This is a genomic window from Streptomyces sp. NPDC020983 (assembly GCF_044333485.1).
Taxonomy (GTDB): Bacteria; Actinomycetota; Actinomycetes; order Streptomycetales; family Streptomycetaceae; genus Actinacidiphila.
This window is the reverse complement of record NZ_JBIRRA010000009.1, coordinates 71,391-88,924: the sequence shown is the minus strand read 5'-3', so window position 1 is coordinate 88,924 and position 17,534 is coordinate 71,391. Positions and strand designations below refer to the sequence as shown.

The following is a 17,534-nucleotide window of genomic DNA, read 5'->3' as shown; positions in this document are numbered from 1 at the left end:
TCAGCGCCGGACGCCGGAGAGGGCGTCGGGGCGGTAACGGACGAAGGCGGCGCCGTCGAGGTCCAGCCCGGTGGCGGTGCGCTGGAGGCGTTCGGGCGTGGCCGCGGTGCCCCAGCGGCCGGTGTCCAGCCGCTGCTCCAGCGCGTGCAGGGAGGCGACCGTCTCGGCGGTGGTGATGTTGCAGTGGCCCTGCCGGGCGACGTAGGCCTGGCGCAGCAGGTGCGAGTCGCCGGCCGCGCGCACCCGCTGGGCGAAGGCGGCCTCCTGCTCGACGGGGACGAGCTGGTCCGCGGTGGTGTGCACGTCGAGCAGCGGAACGGCCAGTCCCTGGCCGGCGGTCGAGGTCCGCTCCAGGGCCGCGACGGCGGCCGGGTCGGCGGTGGTGTGCGCACCCCGGGTCAGCGCGGCGAGGTCGGCGTGCAGGTCGAGGCCGGCCGCCCGGTACAGCGCCGCGACCTGCGGGGCGTGGGCCGACCGGTGCAGCAGCGCGGCGTAGTCGACGCCCTTGTTCCAGGAGGTGTTGCCGCCGGCCGACTGCTCCACCGACAGGCGGGCCGGGACGAGGAAGTACAGCAGGCCCTGGGCGATCCACTCGTACTGCTGCTCCTCCTGGCCGGCGTAGTCGGTGGCGCGCGGGGCGGACTCGCCCGGCGCCCAGTCGGCGAGGTTGAGGTAGGCCGCGGCCAGGGCGATCCGGGCGCGTCCCGAGGCGGTCTGCTGGGCGGCGGTGACGGCGGCGGTGAGCCGGCCGGCGAGGGCGTTGGCGTCGTCGGCGCTGCCGAAGCCGACCAGGCGGTCGGCGTCGGCGGGGTCGAAGAGGGTGGCCAGCGTGTACTCGGCGTCCAGCTGGTAGTTGTCGAGGTCGACGCCGCCCGCGACAAGACCGCACAGGTTCAGCGCGCCGTCGATCCTGCCCGCACCGTCCCTCGCCAGCTGGGCGTTGACCAGGCCACCCATCGACTGGCCGACGGAGACGACCCTGTCCGGTTCGCCGACCTGCGTCCTGAACGCGTCGAGCGTCGCGAGCTGGTCCCGCTCGGCGGAGTCCAGGGCCCACAGCGAGCCGTGCGGGTCGTAGGAGGAGCCGGCCAGGGCGTAGCCCTCGGCGAGCAGTTCCGCCCCGGCCGCGTCGCTCGGCGCGTCGGCGGGGGCGAGCGAGCCGAAGCCGTGGCTGAAGAGCAGGACGGTGCCGTTCCACCGGGCGGGGACGTCCGCGGTCCAGGTGGCGCCGTCGGCGAGGGTGCCCGACAGCCGGCCGCCGGAGGTGTGGGTCCCGCTCGCCGCGCGGGCTGCGGCGGCCGGGACGGCGAGCGAGAGCAGGAGGGCCGCGCACCCCGCGGCGAGCGCGCGGGAGGGCAGACGAGGCATGGGTACTCCGCATTTCGGGTGGGGGAGCGTGCCGAAGTGCGACGAATGTAGGTCTGCTCCGTGACTGCCGTCAATGCAGTGACGAGGATTGGTCAGTCGAGGTCGAGCGTGTCGAGCAACTGCGCGGCGGCCTGCGCGGCCGGGCGTTCCCAGCGCCGGGCGAGGCCCCGGAAGACGGCCTCGGCCCGCGCGGCGGGCCAGTCCGCCGGCAGGTGCTCGGCGGGCAGGTGCGGGTCCTGGCGCACCAACCCCAGCCAGTCGGTGTGCAGGAGCAGTTGCCCGGCCAGCTCGCTCGGGGAGCCCGGCACGGGGTCGGTGCGGTCCCAGCGGTCGAGGAAGGAGCGGTAACGGGCGCCGATCGCGGCGATGTCGAAGGCCTGCTCCAGCACTTCGCGGACCTCGGTCGGCGACGCCACGGTGGCCCGGAACACCCGCAGGTACGCGTCGAGACCCAGCCCCGACACCGCCTCGCGCACGTCGACCGGCGCCGCGGCCACCCACAGCCCGTTCTGCAGCGGGCCGAAGCCGGCCCAGATCAGCCGGGAGCGCAGGTCGTGGCGCTCCCGGCGCCAGGCCTCGGGGAGCGAGAAGCCGACCATGGTCCACTGCCCGTCCCAGTCGCGGTTGACCGCGCCGGTGCGCCACACCCGGTCCCGGCCGTCCGCCAGCACCTGGGCCGCGTGCGCGGTGAGGCCGAAGTACGTCCTGCGGCCCTGCCGGTGCCGCTCCAGCAGGCCCCGCTTGACCATGCGGTTGAGCGTCGTGCGCACGGCCTCCTCGCTGACGCCGGTCTCCTCGAGCACGGCGATGACGCTGCCGGAGGAGACCGCCAGCGGCCGCCCGAGCAGGTGGATGCCGAAGAAGGACAGCATGAGGGACTGGGTGCGCGGCTCGGGCGCGTCGAGAGGGGCGTCGGCACTGGTCACGGGCACAGCGTAGAGCCGTGGGAGGACGCGCGCAGTGATGTACGGCGCTTCTGTGACGGTCGTCTCGAATTGGACGGTCGTCAGAGGCGGCCGGGCCCGTCCCCGGCCACCACCGCGAGATCGGCGCCGATCCGTGCGGCTGCCCGGCGCAGTGCGGGCAGGACGACCGCCCGGGCCTCCTCGGCGGAGGTGCGCCCGGCGTGCAGGGAGACGTTCGCCGCGGCGACCACGCGTCCCTCCCGGTCCCGCACCGGCACGGCCACCGAGCGCAGCCCCTCCTCCAGTTCCTGGTCCACCAGCGCGTACCCGTCCTCGGCGGTGCGGTCGAGCACCGCCGCCAGGCGGCCGCGATCGGTCAGCGTGAAGCGGGTGAGCTGCGGGAGGTCCGCCCCCGAGAGCCACCGCGCCCTCTCGGCGGGCGCCAGCCCGGCCAGCAGCACCCGGCCCATCGAGGTCGCGTGCGCGGGGAAGCGGGTCCCCGGCGCGATGCTGACGCTCATGATCCGGTGCGACGCCACCCGGCCGACGTAGCGGATGTCCGTCCCGTCGAGGACCGCCACGGAGGCGGACTCGTGCACCTGCTGCACCAGCGCCGCCAGGTGCGGGGCGGCGATCTCACCGAGGGAGAGGCCGGACAGCAGCCGGTAGCCGAGGTCGAGCACCCGGGGCAGGGGCGTGAACACTCCCTCGTCGAAGGCCACGTAGCCGAGTTGCTGGAGCGTCAGCAGCGAGCGGCGCGCGGTGGCCCTGGCCAGTCCTGCGGACCGGGCCACCGCGGCGAGCGGCATGCCCCCGGGGACGTCGCCGAGGCAGCCCAGCACGGCGAGCCCGCGGGCGAGGGACTGGAGGTACTCCGGGCCCAGCTCCCGCTTGGCGTCGGCGGTGCCGTCCGGCGCGGCCGTCCCGGGCAGGGCGGCGGGCGCCGACCCGAGGGCGGCCGTCATCCGGCCGGCCGTGCGGCGCATCGCGTCCAGCGCGAACGTCCGCAGGCCCTCGGCCGAGTGCCGGCTCGTGTGGCTGACGACGCTCAGCGCGCACAGGACCCTGCCGCCCGGATCGCGGACCGGCACGGCCACCGCCACCAGGCCGGGCTCGATGAGCTGGTCGTCCACCGCCCAGCCCTGCGCGGCGGCGGTCGCGGCCAGCGCGGAGAACCGGTCCTCTCCGGGGTGGGCCCCGTACAGCCGCGGAGCGGCGGGAAAGCCCTCGTCCCGGGGATCGGCCGCCGACCGCTCCCGCCAGGCCGCCCACTGCTGCGGAGGCCAGCCCGCGGCGAAGAGCGGGCCGGGCGCGCACCGTTCGGCGGGCAGCACGTCCCCGACCCGGAAGGAGACCGAGAGCGCCCGGCGCCGGGTGTGCTGCGCCACGAAGCGCACGGCGTCACCGTCCGGCACGGCGAGGGAGACCGACTCGTCCAGCTCCTCCGCCAACTCGGCGGCGGGCGGGCCGAGCGCGTCCGGGACCCGGCGGGACCGCAGATAGGCCGCGCCGAGGGTCATCAGCCGCGGTGCGAGGACGAGTTCGCGTCCCTCCGTACGGAGGTGGCCCAGCCGGGCCAGGGTGGTGGCGACGCGGTCCACGGGGGAGCGGGCCAGCCCCGTCGCCCTGGCCACCTCGCTCGCGCGCAGCCGTCCGCCCGGCGCCCGTGCCAGCACGCGGAGCACGGCGAGTCCGCGCTCCAGGGGGCCGACGGGCGCCTCGGCGCGGCCGGTGGACGGCATCTGACCTCCTGGGACGGGCGGGTGCGGCACACCGTACCCGTTCGCCGCGCCCGGCCCGCTGTTGACAGCCGGCGGCGGCCGGGCGGAAACTCCCCCCACTCGTTGCGAACAAAAGTTCATCAGGCGAACACTATTGAGTGGATGAGCGCATGGACAAAGTGGTTCGTTCGGCCGAGGAGGCGGTGGCCGACGTCGCCGACGGCTCCTCGCTGGCCGTGGGCGGCTTCGGACTCAGCGGCGTGCCCGACGTGCTGATCGAGGCGCTCTTCCGGCAGGGGGCCCGCCGGCTCAGCGTGGTGTCCAACAACTGCGGGGTGGACGGCGGCGGGCTCGGGATCCTGCTCGCGGCGCGCCGGATCGTCCGGGTCACCGGCTCCTACGTCGGCCGGAACGAGGAGTTCGCCCGCCAGTACCTCTCCGGCGAGCTGGAGCTGGAGCTGACCCCGCAGGGCAGCCTCGCCGAGCGGCTGCGTGCGGGGGGCGCCGGCATCCCCGCCTTCTTCACCCCGGCCGGCGTCGGCACCCTGGTGGCCGACGGCGGGCTGCCGTGGCGCTACGCCGCCGACGGGTCCGTGGCCGTGGCCTCGCCCGCCAAGGAGGTACGGGCCTACGACGGCCGCGAGTACGTGCTCGAACGCGCGATCACCACCGACTTCGCCCTCGTCAGGGCCGCCAGGGGCGACCGGCACGGCAACCTCGTCTTCGGCAAGGCCGGCCGCAACTTCAACCCCCTCGCCGCCATGGCGGGGCGGATCACCGTCGCCGAGGTCGAACAGCTCGTGGAACCCGGGGAGATCGACCCCGACCAGGTGCACGTGCCCGGGGTCTTCGTGCAGCGCGTGGTCGCGCTGACCCCCGCCCAGGCCGCCGACAAGCGGGTCGAGCGGCGCACGGTGAGCGCCTGATGCCCTGGACCCGCGCCGACATGGCCGCGCGCGCGGCACGCGAACTCCCCGACGGCTCCTACGTCAACCTCGGTATCGGCCTGCCGACGCTGATACCCAACTTCCTTCCCGAGGGCGTCGACGTCGTGCTCCAGTCGGAGAACGGCATACTCGGCGTCGGCCCCTACCCGTCCGAGGACCGGGTCGATCCCGACCTGATCAACGCGGGCAAGGAGACCGTCACCGTCCTCCCCGGCGCGTCCTTCTTCGACTCCGCGCTCTCCTTCGGCATGATCCGCGGCGGCCACATCGACGTCGCCGTCCTCGGGGCCATGCAGGTCTCCGAGCGCGGCGACCTGGCGAACTGGGCCGTCCCCGGAAAGACGGTCAAGGGCATGGGCGGGGCCATGGACCTCGTGCACGGCGCCCGCAGGGTCGTCGTGGTGATGGAGCACAACGCCCGGGACGGCAGCCCGAAGATCGTCACCGACTGCACCCTGCCGCTCACCGGCAGGGCCTGCGTCCAGCGCGTCATCACCGATCTCGGTGTCCTCGACGTCACAGCCGGCGGGCTGCTCCTCGTCGAACGCGCCCCGGGCGTCGGCCTGGAGGAGCTGCGCGAACGCACCGGAGCGCGGCTCACCGTCCCCGAGGGCACGCGGGCCGCCCTGTGAGCGGCACCGTCCGGGGCGCGCACGGGCGCCGGCCACGGAGCGTCCCCCTTCCCGGAGCGCCGACACCCATGGAGCCAGGCATGACACCCGACCAGAAGGCCGTCGACGCGGAGATGGCCGCCCTCTCCGGCAGCGGCGGCCCCCACCCCTCCCGTGACTACGCCCCCTACCGCAGCAGCGTGCTGCGCCACCCCACGCAGCCGCTCGTCGCCGTCCGGGACCCGGAGGCCGTGGAACTGACCGGCCCGGTCTTCGGCGTCAGCGACGTCATCGACCTGGACGCCGACCTGACCCGCCACCACGCGGGCGAGCCGCTGGGCGAGCGCATCACCGTGAGCGGGCGCGTACTCGACCGCCGGGGCCGTCCCGTACGCGGGCAGCTGGTCGAGATATGGCAGGCCAACGCCTCCGGCCGCTACGCCCACCGGCGCGACCGGCACCCGGCCCCGCTGGACCCGAATTTCACCGGAGTCGGACGGTGCCTCACCGACGACCGGGGCGGCTACCGGTTCACCACCGTCAAGCCCGGGGCCTACCCGTGGCGCAACCACCTCAACGCCTGGCGTCCGGCGCACATCCACTTCTCCGTGTTCGGCACGGCCTTCGCACAGCGCCTGGTCACCCAGATGTACTTCCCCGGCGACCCGCTCTTCCGCCACGACCCGATCCTGCGGTCCGTCACGGACGCGGCCGCGCGGGACCGGCTCGTCGCCGAGTACGTCCACGAGCTGTCCGAGCCCGAGTTCTCGCTCGGCTACCGGTGGGACATCGTGCTCGACGGGCCGTCGGCAACCTGGACGGAAGGGGACGAAGAGCAGTGATCACGCCCTCCCAGACCGTGGGCCCCTTCTACGGCTACGCGCTGCCCTTCGCCAGGGGCGGTGAGATCGCCCCCGCGGGCGACCCCCGCACCGTCACCGTCCACGGCGTCGTCCGGGACGGGGCGGGGGAGCCGGTCCCCGACGCGCTGCTGGAGTTCTGGCAGGCCGGACCGGACGGCCGGCGGACGGGAGCCCCCGGCTCCCTGCGCCGCGATCCCGCCGGCGGCGCCGTCGTCGGCCGCGACGGACTCGTCTTCACCGGCTTCGGACGGGTGCCCACCGACGCCGACGGGCACTACGTCGTGCGCACGCTCCCCCCGCCGCCGGACGCCCCCTACCTCTCGGTCGCCGTCTTCGCCCGCGGCCTGCTGCACCACCTCCACACCCGCGCCTACTTCCCCGGCCACGAGGACGACGCGCTGCTCGCCGCCCTGCCCGCGCGGCGGCGCGCGACGCTGGTCGCCCGCGAGGAGAGCGCGGGCGTCCACCGTTTCGACATCAGGATCCAGGGGAGCGACGCGGAGGAGACGGTCTTCCTTGACTTCGACCGATCCCGCTGACCCCCGGCGCGGCGCCCCGGCGGACGACGACGGCGCCGACACCGGGCTGCTGGCCCCCGGGTGGGCGGACTCCCCGGTGGAGGCCGCGACCGGCGACCGCGCCGTGCTCCAGGCCGTGCTCGACGCCGAGGCCGCGCTCACCCGCGCGCTCGGCGCCCCTCCGGCGGTCTGCGCCGAGGTCGACGCGGCGGCCAGGGCGGAGCGGTTCGACGCGCGCAGCCTCGCCGTCCGCGCACGTGAGGGCGGAAACCCGGTGATCCCCCTCGTCGCCGACCTCACCGCGGCGGTCGGCGAGGAGGCGGCCCGGTGGGTCCACCGGGGCGCCACCAGCCAGGACATCCTCGACACCGCTCTGATGCTGGTCGCCGGCCGGGCCCGCGCGCTCGTCCTGGCCGACCTCGACGCCACCGCGGCCGCCCTGGCCCGGCTCGCGGCCGAGCACCGCGGCACGGTGATGCCCGGCCGTACGCTCACCCAGCACGCCGTGCCGACCACCTTCGGCCTCAAGGCCGCGGGCTGGCTCAGCCTGGTCCTGGCCGCCCGCGACCGCCTCGCCGCCCTCGCGCTGCCCGTCCAACTCGGCGGCGCCGCGGGCACGCTGGCCGCGCTCGACGGCCGGGTCGGGCTCCTGGCCGGGTACGCGGCACAGACCCGCCTCGACGAGCCGCTGCTGCCCTGGCACGTCCTGCGCACCCCGGTCGCGGAACTGGGGGCCGCCCTGGCCCTCGTCGGCGGCGCGCTGGCGAAGATCGCCGCCGATGTGCTGGTGCTCTCCCGTACCGAGATCGGCGAACTCGCGGAGAGCGGCGGCGGGGGCTCCTCCGCCATGCCGCACAAGGCCAATCCGGTACGGGCCGCGCTCGTCGCCGCGGCGGGGCGCCGGCTCCCGCAGCACGCCGCGGTGCTGTTCGCCGCCATGGCGGCCGAGGACGAACGGCCCGCCGGCGCCTGGCACGCCGAGTGGCAGACCCTGCGCGAGGCACTGCGACTGGCCGGCGGCGCCGCCCGGGACACCGCGCGGATGGCGGCGGGGCTGCGGGTCCACGAGCGCCGGATGCGCGAGAACCTCGACCTGACGGGGGGCCTGGTGGTGTCCGAACGCCTCGTCGCGGCCTTCGGGCCCTCCTTGGGCCGCGGCCCCGCCCGCCGCCTTCTCACCCGCGCCTGCGCCACGGCCGCCGCCGGCGGCAGGCCGCTCCGGGAGGTGCTCGCGGAGCAGCCGGAGCTGCGCGGCGTGGTCGGACGGGAGGAACTGGGCCGGCTCCTCGACCCCGCCCGGTACGTGGGGGCGGCAGCCGAACTGACCGACCGCGCCCTGCGCGCCGCGCGGGCCCAGCACCCCCGGGGGGACCGATGACGCCCGTGCACCACACCACCGACGGCCCCGCGGACGCCCCCGTCCTCGTCCTCGGCCCCTCCCTCGGCACCAGCCTGCGGCTGTGGGACGCGCAGGTGCCCGCGCTCGCCCGTGGACGCCGCGTGGTCCGCTACGACCTCCCCGGTCACGGCGGCACCCCCGCCGCGGTGCTGCGGGAGCCGACCGTGGCGGGCCTCGCCGCTCTCGTGCTCGAACTCGCCGACTCCCTCGGCGTGCGGCGCTTCGACTACGCCGGGGTCTCGCTCGGCGGTGCGGTCGGCACCTGGCTCGCCGTCCACCGGCCCGAGCGGGTCGCGTCGCTCGCCGTCGTCTGCTCCTCGGCGCGGTTCGGCGAACCCGAGGGCTGGCGGGAGCGCGCCCGGCGGGTACGCGAGGAAGGGGTGGAAGGTCTCGCCGCCACCGCTCCCGGCCGCTGGTTCACCCCCGGATTCGAGTCCGCTGACGCCGCCCGCGCCCTGGTCGCGGACCACCGGGCCGTCGACCCGCAGGGCTACGCCGCCTGCTGCGAGGCCCTGGCCGCCTTCGACCTGCGGGCCGAGCTCTCCCGTGTCGAGGCGCCGACCCTCGTCGTCGCCGGGCGCCAGGACACCGCCACACCGCCGGTCCACGCCCGCGAGCTGGCCGACGGCATCAGCGGGGCCGGCCTCGTCGAGATCAGCGGCGCCGCCCACCTCGCCCCCGTGCAGCAGCCGCAGCGGGTGCTGCACGCGCTGCTCGGCCACCTCGGCCCGGGCGCCGAGACCGGCGGCGCCGCCGTCCGCCGCGCGGTGCTGGGGGACGCCCACGTCGACCGCGCGGCCGCCGCCACCACGTCCTTCACCGCCCCCTTCCAGGACCTGATCACCCGTTACGCCTGGGGCGAGATCTGGACCCGCCCCGGCCTGGACCGGCGGACCCGCAGCTGCATCACCATCACCGCGCTGATCGCCCGCGGCCACCACGAGGAACTCGCGATGCACATCCGAGCCGCGCGCACCAACGGGCTCAGCCGCGAGGAGATCCAGGAGGTCCTGCTCCAGTCCGCCGTCTACTGCGGCGTGCCCGCCGCCAACACGGCCTTCGCCATCGCCGACCGCATCCTCGAGGAGGAGGCCTCCGCATGACCGTGACCCCCGGACCGCCCCCCGCCCGCACCACCGTCGGCATCGTGGGCGCCGGCCCCGCGGGACTCCTGCTCGCGCGCCTGCTCCACCTGGCGGGTGTCGACTGCGTGGTGCTGGAGTCCCGCAGCCGCGGCTACGTCGAACGGCGCCAGCGCGCCGGCATCCTGGAGCAGGGCACCGTCGACGCGCTGCGTGCCGCCGGCGCCGGTGAACGTCTCGACCGCGAGGGCATGCCCCACGACGGCGTGGAACTGCGCTGGGGCGGGCGCCGCCACCGCGTGGACTTCCCCTCGCTCACCGGCGGGCGCAGGGTCTGGGTCTACGCGCAGACCGAGGTCGTCAAGGACCTCGTCGCGCTCCAGCTGAACGAGGGGCCACCCCTGCTGTTCGACTCCCCGGTCTCCGCGGTGACGGGCGCCGGCACCGGCCGGCCGCTCGTGCGCTACACCCGCGGCGGAAGGGAGCACACCCTCGCCTGCGACTGGGTCGTCGGCTGCGACGGCTTCCACGGCGTCACCCGCAGGGGCGTACCGGACGGCGCGCTGAGCACCTTCGAACGGACCTACCCCTACTCGTGGCTGGGCGTACTCGCCGACGTCGCACCCTCCCACCACGAGCTGGTCTACGCGCACTCGCCCCGCGGCTTCGCGCTGCTCAGCATGCGCTCCCCGGCCGTCAGCCGGCTCTACCTCCAGGTGCCCGACGGCACCGATCCCTCCGCCTGGACGGACGGGCGGATCTGGGACGAGCTCGACGCCCGCCTCGCCGTCGACGGGGACTGGAGCCTCGCCAGGGGCCCGATCACGCAGAGGTCCGTGCTCCCGATGCGCAGCGTCGTCACCGAGCCGATGCGCTGGGGCCGGGTGCTGCTCGCGGGGGACGCCGCGCACATCGTTCCGCCCACGGGGGCCAAGGGGCTGAACCTCGCCGCCTCCGACGTCGTCGTGCTGGCCCGCGCCTTCGGGCAGCTGGCGAGGACCGGTTCCACCGCGGGCCTGGACGCCTACTCCGACACCTGCCTGCGGCGGGTGTGGCGTGCCGAGCACTTCTCCTGGTTCATGACGACCACCCTGCACACCGCGCCCGGCCAGTCCGCGTTCGACACCCGGCTGCAGCTCTCCCAGCTGGAGCGCATCGCGGCCTCCCCGCACGCCGCGGCCGAGCTGGCCGAGAACTACGCGGGCGGGCCGGTGGGCTGACCGTTGCTCACAGGTCCAGGACCAGCCGCCCGCCCGGTGTGCGGCAGCGCGAGACGCAGATCATCAGCGTCTCGCCGGCGGCGCGTTCCGCCTCGGTGAGCACGCTGTCGCGGTGGTCGGCCTCACCGGCCAGGAGGTCGGTCTCGCAGGTGCCGCAGGTGCCCTCCGTGCAGGAGTAGAGGACGTCGAGGCCCGCCTGCCGCACCGCCTGCAGGATGCTCAAGCCGGGCGGGACCGTCAGCACCCGTCCCGACCGCGCCAGTTCCACCTCGAACGGCGCGCCGTCCGGTGGGGCGGCAGGTGCCGCGGTGAAGCGCTCCAGACGCAGGACGGACGCCGGGACACGGGACCGGACGGCTTCGAGCAGCGACGCCGGGCCGCACGCGTAGACGAGTTCGCCCGGCCGCAGGTTCGCGAGGTGGCCGTCCAGGTCGAGCCGGCCCGTGGTGAGGGTGACGCGCTCTGCGGGGTGGCGTGCGGCCAGCTCCTCCGCGAAGGCCATCGAGGCCCTGGAACGCCCCCCGTACAGCAGGGACCAGTCGGAGGAGGAGGCACCGGCGGCGTCCAGCATGGGGAGGATCGGGGTGATGCCGATACCGCCCGCGACGAAGCGGTGGGCCGGGGCGGGCTCCAGCGGGAAGTGGTTCCGCGGGCCGCGCACCCGGACCGGGGTGCCGGGGGTGAGCGAGCGGTGCACGAAGTCCGAGCCGCCGCGGCCGTCCGCCTCGCGCAGGACGGCGATCCGCCAGTGTTCGGCGCCGGGCGGGCCGCACAGCGAGTACTGCCGCTCCAGCCCCTCGGCCAGCAGCAGGTCCACGTGGGCGCCGGGCCGCCAGTCCGGCAGCGCCCCGCCGCCGGGGCGGCGCAGCGTCAGGGACACCACGCCGGCCGCCTCCGCGCGGCGGCCGGCGACGACGAGGTCAAGCGTGTCGTTCACCGGCGTGGTCCTCTGGTGCGGGGTGGTCGGGGTGGGCGAGCAGCCAGTCCCACATCTCGGCGGGACCCCGGCACTCGTTCCGGGCGCCGCAGTGGCAGGTGCCCTGCAGGACGTCGGTGCCGGGCAGCCAGCGGACGCGCAGGACCGCGGCGCCCGCGGAAGGCCGCTGCGTACTCATCGCGCGGCCAGCCGGGCCAGGATGCGCCGCGCGGCCAGACCGCCGGTGTCGATGTTGATGCTGAGCTCCTGGTAGCCCTCCGGCTCGGTGTCCAGGCAGCGCTGCAGCAGGTTGAGGGCGTCCACGTCCTGCATCACCACGGTGTGGTTGAAGTCGCGCAGGAAGGTGGTCACCTCGTCGTCGCCGACCGCGAAGTTCCGCGAGACGGCCCAGAAGTCGTAGACCCTGCCGGGTGCCGAGGGCGTGATCGCGTACGTGATCTCGGTGCGGAACCGGGGGGCGTCCTGCCCCGTGGGGCTGATCGTGCTGTGCAGCAGGTAGAGGCAGGGGGCGAAGTACTCGATGTCCTGGAGCCGCTGGATGCGGCCCTCGATGCCGGTCGACCGCGCGTAGAAGGGCGGGCACTCGGCGTCGGGCATGTGCCGGGAGACGCGGACGACGCCCGCCTCCTCGTCCACCTCGGTGGTGATGGGGGTCTCGGCGACCTCCGGGGTGCCGATGTAGCCGCCGTGCAGGTACGTCTCGTGCGAGAGGTCCATCAGGTTGTCGACGAGCAGGCCGTAGTCGCAGTCGACGGGTTCCATGCCGGTGACGGTGACCCAGCCCCCGTCCGCCAGGTGCGGGGCGCGCGGGATCGTGGCGGGGTCGGCCGCCTCCGGGTCGCCGATCCAGACCCAGACGAGGGAATCGACCTCCGCCACCGGGTAGGAAGCGACCCTCGCGGTGCGCGGGACGCGCTTCTGACCGGGCACGAAGACGCAGGTCCCCGTGGTGTCGTAGGTGAAGCCGTGGTAGCCGCAGACCACCCTGTCGCCGTCGAGGCGGCTCGCGGACAGCGGGAACCGGCGGTGCACGCAGCGGTCCGCGAGGGCGACGGGTTCGCCCTCCTGCGTGCGGTACAGGGCGAGCGGTTCGCCCAGGACGGTGCGCGCCAGCAGGCCGCGGCCGACCTCGGAGGCCCAGGCGGCGACGTACCACTGGTCGCGGGCGAAAGCCGAGTGCGTGGTCATGGCAGGAGTCCCCTCCTTCTGCGGCGGAGCGCCGGTGCTCCTCCGCGTGGGGGACAGGTTCCTGACACCGCCCGGCCGCGGGCAACGGGACTTCCGCGGGGTGGAAGCCGGGCTCACTCCGCCTCCGGCTGCCAGCCCAGCGCCCGGGAGATGCCCCGGCCGGCGACCCGGACGACGGGGACCAGCGCGGGGGCCCGCGTGCCCGCGACCGGTACGACGACCGAGACGGCGGCGACCACCCGGCCGCGGGCACCGCGTACCGGCGCGGCCACCGACAGCGCGTCCTCGGTGATCTGCCGGTCGCTCACCGCGCACCCGGTGCGCCGTACGTCGGCCAGCATCCGGCGCAGGCGCACGGGGTCGGTGACGGTGTAGGGGGTGAACGCGGCCAGCTCGCCCGCGCAGTAGCGGTCCTGCAGGGCGGCGTCCGCGTGGGCGAGGAGCACCAGCCCCACGCCGGTGGCGTGCAGCGGCCAGCGGGCGCCGACCCGGCTGTGGACACCGACGGCCGAGCGGCCCGATATGCGCTCGGTGTAGACGACCTCCATGCCGTCGCGCACCGCGAGCTGCACGTTCTCGTGGGTGGCCTCGTACAGGTCCTCCAGGAAGGGCATCGCCGCCTGCCACAGGCCCACCCCGCGGGGAGCCAGCGCGGCGACCTCCCACAACCGCAGGCCCACCTGGTAGCGGCCGTCCTCCGCGCGTTCGAGCGCGCCCCAGCCGGTGAGCACGCCGACCAGCCGGTGCGCGGTGGGCAGCGGGAGGCCGGCGCGCCGGGCGATCTGGGTCAGCGTCAGGACGGGGTGCGCCTGCCCGAAGGCGCCGAGCACGTCGAGCAGGCGGTCTGCCGCCGAGCGGGCGGCGGGGGAGCCGGGCACGGGCCGGGCGGCCCGTCAGTCACCGGCGGCCGCGGGCTCCGCCGGCTCGGCGATCCGCAGCAGCAGGGTGTGCAGGGTCCGGCGCTCCTCCGCGTCCAGAGGGGCCAGCAGGTCGTCGGTGACCCGGGCGCCGTCCTGCTCGCTCTGCGGCAGCAACTGCTGCCCGGCCGCCGTGAGCACGACGATCCGGTTGCGCCGGTCGGCCGGGTCCGGACGGCGCTCGGCCAGGCCGAGCCGCTGCAGGTCGTCGACGAGGCTGACGATGGCACTCGGGTCGTACCCGAGCTGGTCGCTCAGCTCCCGCTGCCGGGCGCCCTCGACGATCGAGAGGTAGCGCAGCACGGCGTAGTGCCGCAGCCGGAGCCCGTACTGCCCCAGGCGGGCGTTGAACAGGCTGCCGGACCGCAGGCCCAGTCGGTACAGCAGGTATCCGGTATCGGCGTGCAGGCCGCGCATCCAGGGTGCGTCGCTCATGCCTGCATCATCTCCCAGAACGACGGTCGAGAACAATCATTGACAGTAACAATGATTGCTCCTAGCTTCTGTCTCCATGAGCGCTGAACCCACTTCCCACGCGTTCCCCGACCTCACCGGCAAGGTTGCCGTCGTCACCGGCAGCGGACGGGGCCTCGGCCTCGCCTACGCCACCGCACTCGCCGCCGCGGGCGCCGCCGTCGTCGTCAACGACCTCGACGAGGAGGTCGCCGAGCAGGCCGCCGGGACCATCACCCGGGCCGGCGGCAGAGCCGTCGCCGAGGCCGTCGCCGTCGGCGGCAGCGAGGCCGCCGACCGGCTCGTCGGCCGCGCCGTCGGCGAGTTCGGCCGCCTCGACGTCATGGTCACCAACGCCGGCATCCTGCGCGACCGGGTGCTGTGGAAGATGACCGACGACGACTTCGACGCGGTGATCGGCACCCACCTGCGCGGCACCTTCACATGCGCCCGCGCCGCGGCGGTCCGGATGCGCGAGCAGGGCGACGGCGGCACCCTCGTCCTGGTCGGCTCCCCGGCAGGACAGCGCGGGAACTTCGGCCAGACCAACTACGCCGCCGCCAAGGCGGGGATCGCCGCGATGGTCCGCACCTGGTCCATGGAGCTGGCCCGCTCCGCCGTCACCGTCAACGCGATCGTGCCGGTGGCCGCCACCGCCATGACCGAGACCATCCCCGCCTTCGCGCCCTACGTCGCTCGGCTGCGGCAGGGACAGCCGCTGCCCGACTTCCTGCGCAAGGGGGAGGGCTTCGGCACCCCCGAGGACTGCGCCGCACTGCTGCCCTTCCTCGCCTCCGACGCCGCCCGTGACATCACCGGCCAGTGCATAGGCATCGGCGGCGACCGGCTCACGCTGTGGTCGCACCCGCAGGAGGTCGCCGTCGCCTACGCGGAGGGCGGCTGGACCCCGCGGACACTCGCCGACGGCTGGCACGGCTCCGTCGGCCGCGAGCCGCAGTCGGTGGGTATCCCCGCGCCGCGCATCCCCGAGGGGGAGGACGCGTGAAGGGCGCCCTTCCCATCGACCCCGAGAAGCTGACGGCCATCGACGTCCACACCCACGCCGAGGTCTCCTCGCGGGGGGATGCGTCACTGTCCGCCGAACTCGGCGCCGCCTCCGAGGCCTACTTCAAGGTCGAGGGCAACCGCAAGCCGACCCTCCCCGAGATGGCCGCCTACTACCGCGCGCGGAACATGGCCGCCGTCGTCTTCACCGTCGACGCCGAACACGCCACGGGCACCCCGCCCGTCCCCAACGAGGAGGTGGCCGAGGCGGCCGCCGCCAACCCCGACGTCCTCATCCCCTTCGCCTCCGTCGACCCCTTCCGGGGCAGGGCGGGTGTCGCGCGGGCACGACGGCTGGTCGAGGAGTACGGGGTGCGCGGGTTCAAGTTCCATCCCAGCATCCAGGGCTTCCACCCCAACGACCGGATGGCGTACGGACTCTACGAGGTCATCGAGGAGACCGGCACCGTCGCCCTCTTCCACACCGGCCAGACCGGCATCGGCGCGGGCGTCCCCGGCGGTGGCGGCATCCGGCTGAAGTACTCCAACCCGATGGACGTGGACGACGTCGCCGCCGACTTCCCGCACCTGAAGATCATCCTCGCGCACCCGTCCTTCCCCTGGCAGGACGAGGCGCTCGCGGTCGCCACCCACAAACCCGGCGTGCACATCGACCTCTCGGGCTGGTCGCCCAAGTACTTCCCGCCGCAACTCGTCCACTACGCCAACACGCTGCTCCAGGACAAGGTCCTCTTCGGGTCGGACTACCCGGTACTGACCCCGGACCGCTGGCTCGCCGACTTCGACAAGCTGCCCGTCAAGGAGAGCGTGAAGCCCAAGATCCTCAAGTCCAACGCCGCTCGGCTGCTGGGACTCACTTCCTGACATCCTGAAGGAGCCTCACATGCGCAACGAGGGCATCGGTTCCTGGCCCGCCCGCAGGGCACGCAAGACCCCGCACCGTGCCGCACTCGTGCACGGCGACCGCAGTCTCAGCTATGCGGACCTGCACGAACGCACCACCCGCCTGGCGCACGCGCTGCGCGCCGCGGGAGTCCGGCGCGGCGACCGTGTCGCCTATCTGGGACCCAACCACCCCGCCTACCTGGAGACGCTCTTCGCCACCGGTGTCCTCGGCGCGGTCTTCGTCCCCCTCAACACACGCCTGGCCTCCGCCGAGATCGCCTCCCAGCTCCAGGACAGCGGCGCGCGCGTCCTGCTCCACAGTCCCTCGTGCGCCGGGCTCGTCCCCGCGGGCTTCCCGACTTCCGTCGACGTCGGCCCGGCCTACGAGGACCTGCTCGCCGCCTCGTCCGCCGAGCCGATCGACGAGACCGTCACGCCCGACGAGCTCTGCCTCATCATGTACACCTCGGGGACCACCGGCCGCCCCAAGGGCGCCGTGCTCGCGCACGGCAACCTCGTCTGGAACGCCGTCAACGTCCTGATCGACCACGACCTCACCGCCGACGAGCGGGCGCTGGTCTGCGCGCCGCTCTTCCACATGGCCGGGCTCAACATGCTCACCCTCCCCGTCCTGCTCAAGGGCGGCACCTGCGTCCTGGCCGAGTCCTTCGACCCGGCGGCCACCCTGGAACTGATCGAGAGGCACCGGATCAGCTTCATGTTCGGTGTCCCCACCATGTTCGACCGCATCGCGCGCCAACCCGGCTGGGCGCGCGCGGACCTCTCCTCGGTCCGCCTGCTCACCTGCGGCGGAGCACCGGTGCCGACCTCGCTGATCCACACGTACCAGCGGCGCGGCCTCACCTTCCTCCAGGGGTACGGCATGACCGAGGCGGCCCCCGGCGCCCTCTTCCTCGACGCCGAGCACGCCGTCAGCAAGGCCGGCTCGGCCGGTGTCCCGCACTTCTTCAGCGACGTCCGTGTCCTCGGACCCGACGGGGCGCCGGTCGCGGTCGGCGAGCTGGGGGAGGTGGCCGTCCGCGGTCCGCACGTCGGGCCCGGCTACTGGGGCCTGCCGGAGGAGACCGCCGCCGCCTTCCGCGACGGCTGGTTCCGCACCGGCGACGCGGCCCGGGTGGACGCGGACGGGTACGTCACGATCGCCGACCGGATCAAGGACATGTACATATCGGGCGGGGAGAACGTCTACCCGGCGGAGGTCGAGGACGTCCTGTGCACCCTGCCCGGCGTCGCCGAGTGCGCGGTCGTCGGCGTCCCCGACCCGCGCTGGGGGGAGGTCGGGCGGGCCTTCGTCGTCCCGGCGGAGGACGTCGCGCTCGTCCCCGGCGACCTGCTGGCCGCGCTGAGCGGCAGGCTCGCCAAGTACAAGATCCCCGCATCCGTGGAGCTGGTCGACAGCCTCCCGCGCACCGCCTCGGGAAAGATCCTCAAGCGCCGGCTGCGCGAGGAGCAGCAGCCGCACGGCGCATGACC

At 74.8% G+C, this 17,534-nt stretch carries 18 protein-coding genes; 10 read left to right on the top strand and 8 right to left on the bottom strand.

What is annotated here, in order from left to right; all coding sequences use genetic code 11:
• The 3 genes from ACH4SE_RS21435 to ACH4SE_RS21425 all read right to left on the bottom strand — a co-directional run bounded on the left by ACH4SE_RS21435 (position 1) and on the right by ACH4SE_RS21425 (position 4,015).
• A complete protein-coding gene (locus ACH4SE_RS21435; protein WP_398545002.1) occupies positions 1-1,368 on the bottom strand; it encodes an alpha/beta hydrolase in 1,368 nt (455 codons plus the stop codon).
• Between the two features lie 92 nt (positions 1,369-1,460).
• The gene (locus ACH4SE_RS21430; RefSeq protein WP_398545001.1) at positions 1,461-2,300 is read right to left on the bottom strand and encodes a PaaX family transcriptional regulator C-terminal domain-containing protein; all 840 of its coding nucleotides are present in this window, start codon (positions 2,298-2,300) and stop codon (positions 1,461-1,463) included.
• A 74-nt stretch (positions 2,301-2,374) separates the two neighbouring features.
• Positions 2,375-4,015 (bottom strand): IclR family transcriptional regulator C-terminal domain-containing protein, encoded by a 1,641-nt coding sequence (locus ACH4SE_RS21425; RefSeq protein WP_398545000.1) that lies wholly within the window; start codon positions 4,013-4,015, stop codon positions 2,375-2,377.
• 149 nt (positions 4,016-4,164) lie between these two features.
• On the opposite strand from ACH4SE_RS21425, the gene ACH4SE_RS21420 reads away from it, so the two are divergent.
• The 7 genes from ACH4SE_RS21420 to ACH4SE_RS21390 all read left to right on the top strand — a co-directional run bounded on the left by ACH4SE_RS21420 (position 4,165) and on the right by ACH4SE_RS21390 (position 10,634).
• Positions 4,165-4,920: a CoA transferase subunit A gene (locus tag ACH4SE_RS21420; RefSeq protein WP_398544999.1), complete on the top strand. Its 756-nt coding sequence runs from the start codon at positions 4,165-4,167 to the stop codon at positions 4,918-4,920.
• Positions 4,920-5,573: a 3-oxoacid CoA-transferase subunit B gene (locus ACH4SE_RS21415; RefSeq protein WP_398544998.1), complete on the top strand. Its 654-nt coding sequence runs from the start codon at positions 4,920-4,922 to the stop codon at positions 5,571-5,573. The genes ACH4SE_RS21420 and ACH4SE_RS21415 overlap by 1 nt, the downstream gene beginning before the upstream one ends.
• A gap of 80 nt (positions 5,574-5,653) precedes the next feature.
• Positions 5,654-6,394, top strand: coding sequence for a protocatechuate 3,4-dioxygenase subunit beta (gene pcaH, locus ACH4SE_RS21410; protein ID WP_398544997.1), 741 nt, complete (start codon positions 5,654-5,656; stop codon positions 6,392-6,394).
• A complete protein-coding gene (gene pcaG / locus ACH4SE_RS21405) occupies positions 6,391-6,954 on the top strand; it encodes a protocatechuate 3,4-dioxygenase subunit alpha (RefSeq protein ID WP_398544996.1) in 564 nt (187 codons plus the stop codon). The genes pcaH and pcaG overlap by 4 nt, the downstream gene beginning before the upstream one ends.
• Entirely contained in the window at positions 6,932-8,311 is a 1,380-nt protein-coding gene (gene pcaB, locus ACH4SE_RS21400; RefSeq protein ID WP_398544995.1) for a 3-carboxy-cis,cis-muconate cycloisomerase, read from the top strand. The genes pcaG and pcaB overlap by 23 nt, the downstream gene beginning before the upstream one ends.
• Positions 8,308-9,435, top strand: coding sequence for a 3-oxoadipate enol-lactonase (pcaD, locus tag ACH4SE_RS21395; RefSeq protein ID WP_398544994.1), 1,128 nt, complete (start codon positions 8,308-8,310; stop codon positions 9,433-9,435). The genes pcaB and pcaD overlap by 4 nt, the downstream gene beginning before the upstream one ends.
• Positions 9,432-10,634, top strand: coding sequence for a 4-hydroxybenzoate 3-monooxygenase (locus ACH4SE_RS21390; RefSeq protein ID WP_398544993.1), 1,203 nt, complete (start codon positions 9,432-9,434; stop codon positions 10,632-10,634). Before pcaD ends, ACH4SE_RS21390 begins: the two co-directional genes overlap by 4 nt.
• Positions 10,635-10,641: 7 nt before the next feature.
• Here the strand turns inward: ACH4SE_RS21390 and ACH4SE_RS21385 are convergent, their stop codons facing one another.
• The 5 genes from ACH4SE_RS21385 to ACH4SE_RS21365 all read right to left on the bottom strand — a co-directional run bounded on the left by ACH4SE_RS21385 (position 10,642) and on the right by ACH4SE_RS21365 (position 14,111).
• A complete protein-coding gene (locus tag ACH4SE_RS21385) occupies positions 10,642-11,571 on the bottom strand; it encodes a PDR/VanB family oxidoreductase (RefSeq protein WP_398544992.1) in 930 nt (309 codons plus the stop codon).
• Positions 11,555-11,749 (bottom strand): hypothetical protein, encoded by a 195-nt coding sequence (locus ACH4SE_RS21380; RefSeq protein WP_398544991.1) that lies wholly within the window; start codon positions 11,747-11,749, stop codon positions 11,555-11,557. Before ACH4SE_RS21380 ends, ACH4SE_RS21385 begins: the two co-directional genes overlap by 17 nt.
• Positions 11,746-12,759 (bottom strand): Rieske 2Fe-2S domain-containing protein, encoded by a 1,014-nt coding sequence (locus tag ACH4SE_RS21375; RefSeq protein WP_398544990.1) that lies wholly within the window; start codon positions 12,757-12,759, stop codon positions 11,746-11,748. Before ACH4SE_RS21375 ends, ACH4SE_RS21380 begins: the two co-directional genes overlap by 4 nt.
• Before the next feature lie 113 nt (positions 12,760-12,872).
• Positions 12,873-13,637: an IclR family transcriptional regulator gene (locus ACH4SE_RS21370; RefSeq protein ID WP_398544989.1), complete on the bottom strand. Its 765-nt coding sequence runs from the start codon at positions 13,635-13,637 to the stop codon at positions 12,873-12,875.
• A gap of 15 nt (positions 13,638-13,652) precedes the next feature.
• On the bottom strand, positions 13,653-14,111 hold the full coding sequence (locus ACH4SE_RS21365) for a MarR family winged helix-turn-helix transcriptional regulator (protein ID WP_398544988.1): 459 nt from the start codon (positions 14,109-14,111) through the stop codon (positions 13,653-13,655).
• Between the two features lie 76 nt (positions 14,112-14,187).
• Here ACH4SE_RS21365 and ACH4SE_RS21360 point away from each other — a divergent pair, with 76 nt between their 5' ends.
• Genes ACH4SE_RS21360 through ACH4SE_RS21350 form a run of 3 tightly spaced genes read left to right on the top strand, consistent with a single transcriptional unit; the run spans position 14,188 to position 17,532 of the window.
• The gene (locus ACH4SE_RS21360) at positions 14,188-15,135 is read left to right on the top strand and encodes an SDR family NAD(P)-dependent oxidoreductase (RefSeq protein WP_398544987.1); all 948 of its coding nucleotides are present in this window, start codon (positions 14,188-14,190) and stop codon (positions 15,133-15,135) included.
• Positions 15,136-15,149: 14 nt separating this feature from the next.
• Positions 15,150-16,019: an amidohydrolase family protein gene (locus tag ACH4SE_RS21355; protein ID WP_398545259.1), complete on the top strand. Its 870-nt coding sequence runs from the start codon at positions 15,150-15,152 to the stop codon at positions 16,017-16,019.
• Between the two features lie 19 nt (positions 16,020-16,038).
• Positions 16,039-17,532 carry a long-chain fatty acid--CoA ligase gene (locus ACH4SE_RS21350; RefSeq protein WP_398544986.1) on the top strand — a complete coding sequence of 498 codons (1,494 nt, stop codon included), beginning with the start codon at positions 16,039-16,041 and terminating at the stop codon, positions 17,530-17,532.
• Positions 17,533-17,534: the final 2 nt, after the last annotated feature.

What these genes read in the sequence shown, in the direction of transcription:
- ACH4SE_RS21435 (WP_398545002.1), bottom strand. Translation starts at nt 1,368, where the DNA reads ATGCCTCGTCTGCCCTCCCGCGCGCTCGCCGCGGGGTGCGCGGCCCTC.
- ACH4SE_RS21425 (WP_398545000.1), bottom strand. Translation starts at nt 4,015, where the DNA reads ATGCCGTCCACCGGCCGCGCCGAGGCGCCCGTCGGCCCCCTGGAGCGC.
- ACH4SE_RS21420 (WP_398544999.1), top strand. Translation starts at nt 4,165, where the DNA reads ATGGACAAAGTGGTTCGTTCGGCCGAGGAGGCGGTGGCCGACGTCGCC.
- ACH4SE_RS21415 (WP_398544998.1), top strand. Translation starts at nt 4,920, where the DNA reads ATGCCCTGGACCCGCGCCGACATGGCCGCGCGCGCGGCACGCGAACTC.
- pcaH (WP_398544997.1), top strand. Translation starts at nt 5,654, where the DNA reads ATGACACCCGACCAGAAGGCCGTCGACGCGGAGATGGCCGCCCTCTCC.
- pcaD (WP_398544994.1), top strand. Translation starts at nt 8,308, where the DNA reads ATGACGCCCGTGCACCACACCACCGACGGCCCCGCGGACGCCCCCGTC.
- ACH4SE_RS21390 (WP_398544993.1), top strand. Translation starts at nt 9,432, where the DNA reads ATGACCGTGACCCCCGGACCGCCCCCCGCCCGCACCACCGTCGGCATC.
- ACH4SE_RS21380 (WP_398544991.1), bottom strand. Translation starts at nt 11,749, where the DNA reads ATGAGTACGCAGCGGCCTTCCGCGGGCGCCGCGGTCCTGCGCGTCCGC.
- ACH4SE_RS21375 (WP_398544990.1), bottom strand. Translation starts at nt 12,759, where the DNA reads ATGACCACGCACTCGGCTTTCGCCCGCGACCAGTGGTACGTCGCCGCC.
- ACH4SE_RS21365 (WP_398544988.1), bottom strand. Translation starts at nt 14,111, where the DNA reads ATGAGCGACGCACCCTGGATGCGCGGCCTGCACGCCGATACCGGATAC.
- ACH4SE_RS21360 (WP_398544987.1), top strand. Translation starts at nt 14,188, where the DNA reads ATGAGCGCTGAACCCACTTCCCACGCGTTCCCCGACCTCACCGGCAAG.
- ACH4SE_RS21350 (WP_398544986.1), top strand. Translation starts at nt 16,039, where the DNA reads ATGCGCAACGAGGGCATCGGTTCCTGGCCCGCCCGCAGGGCACGCAAG.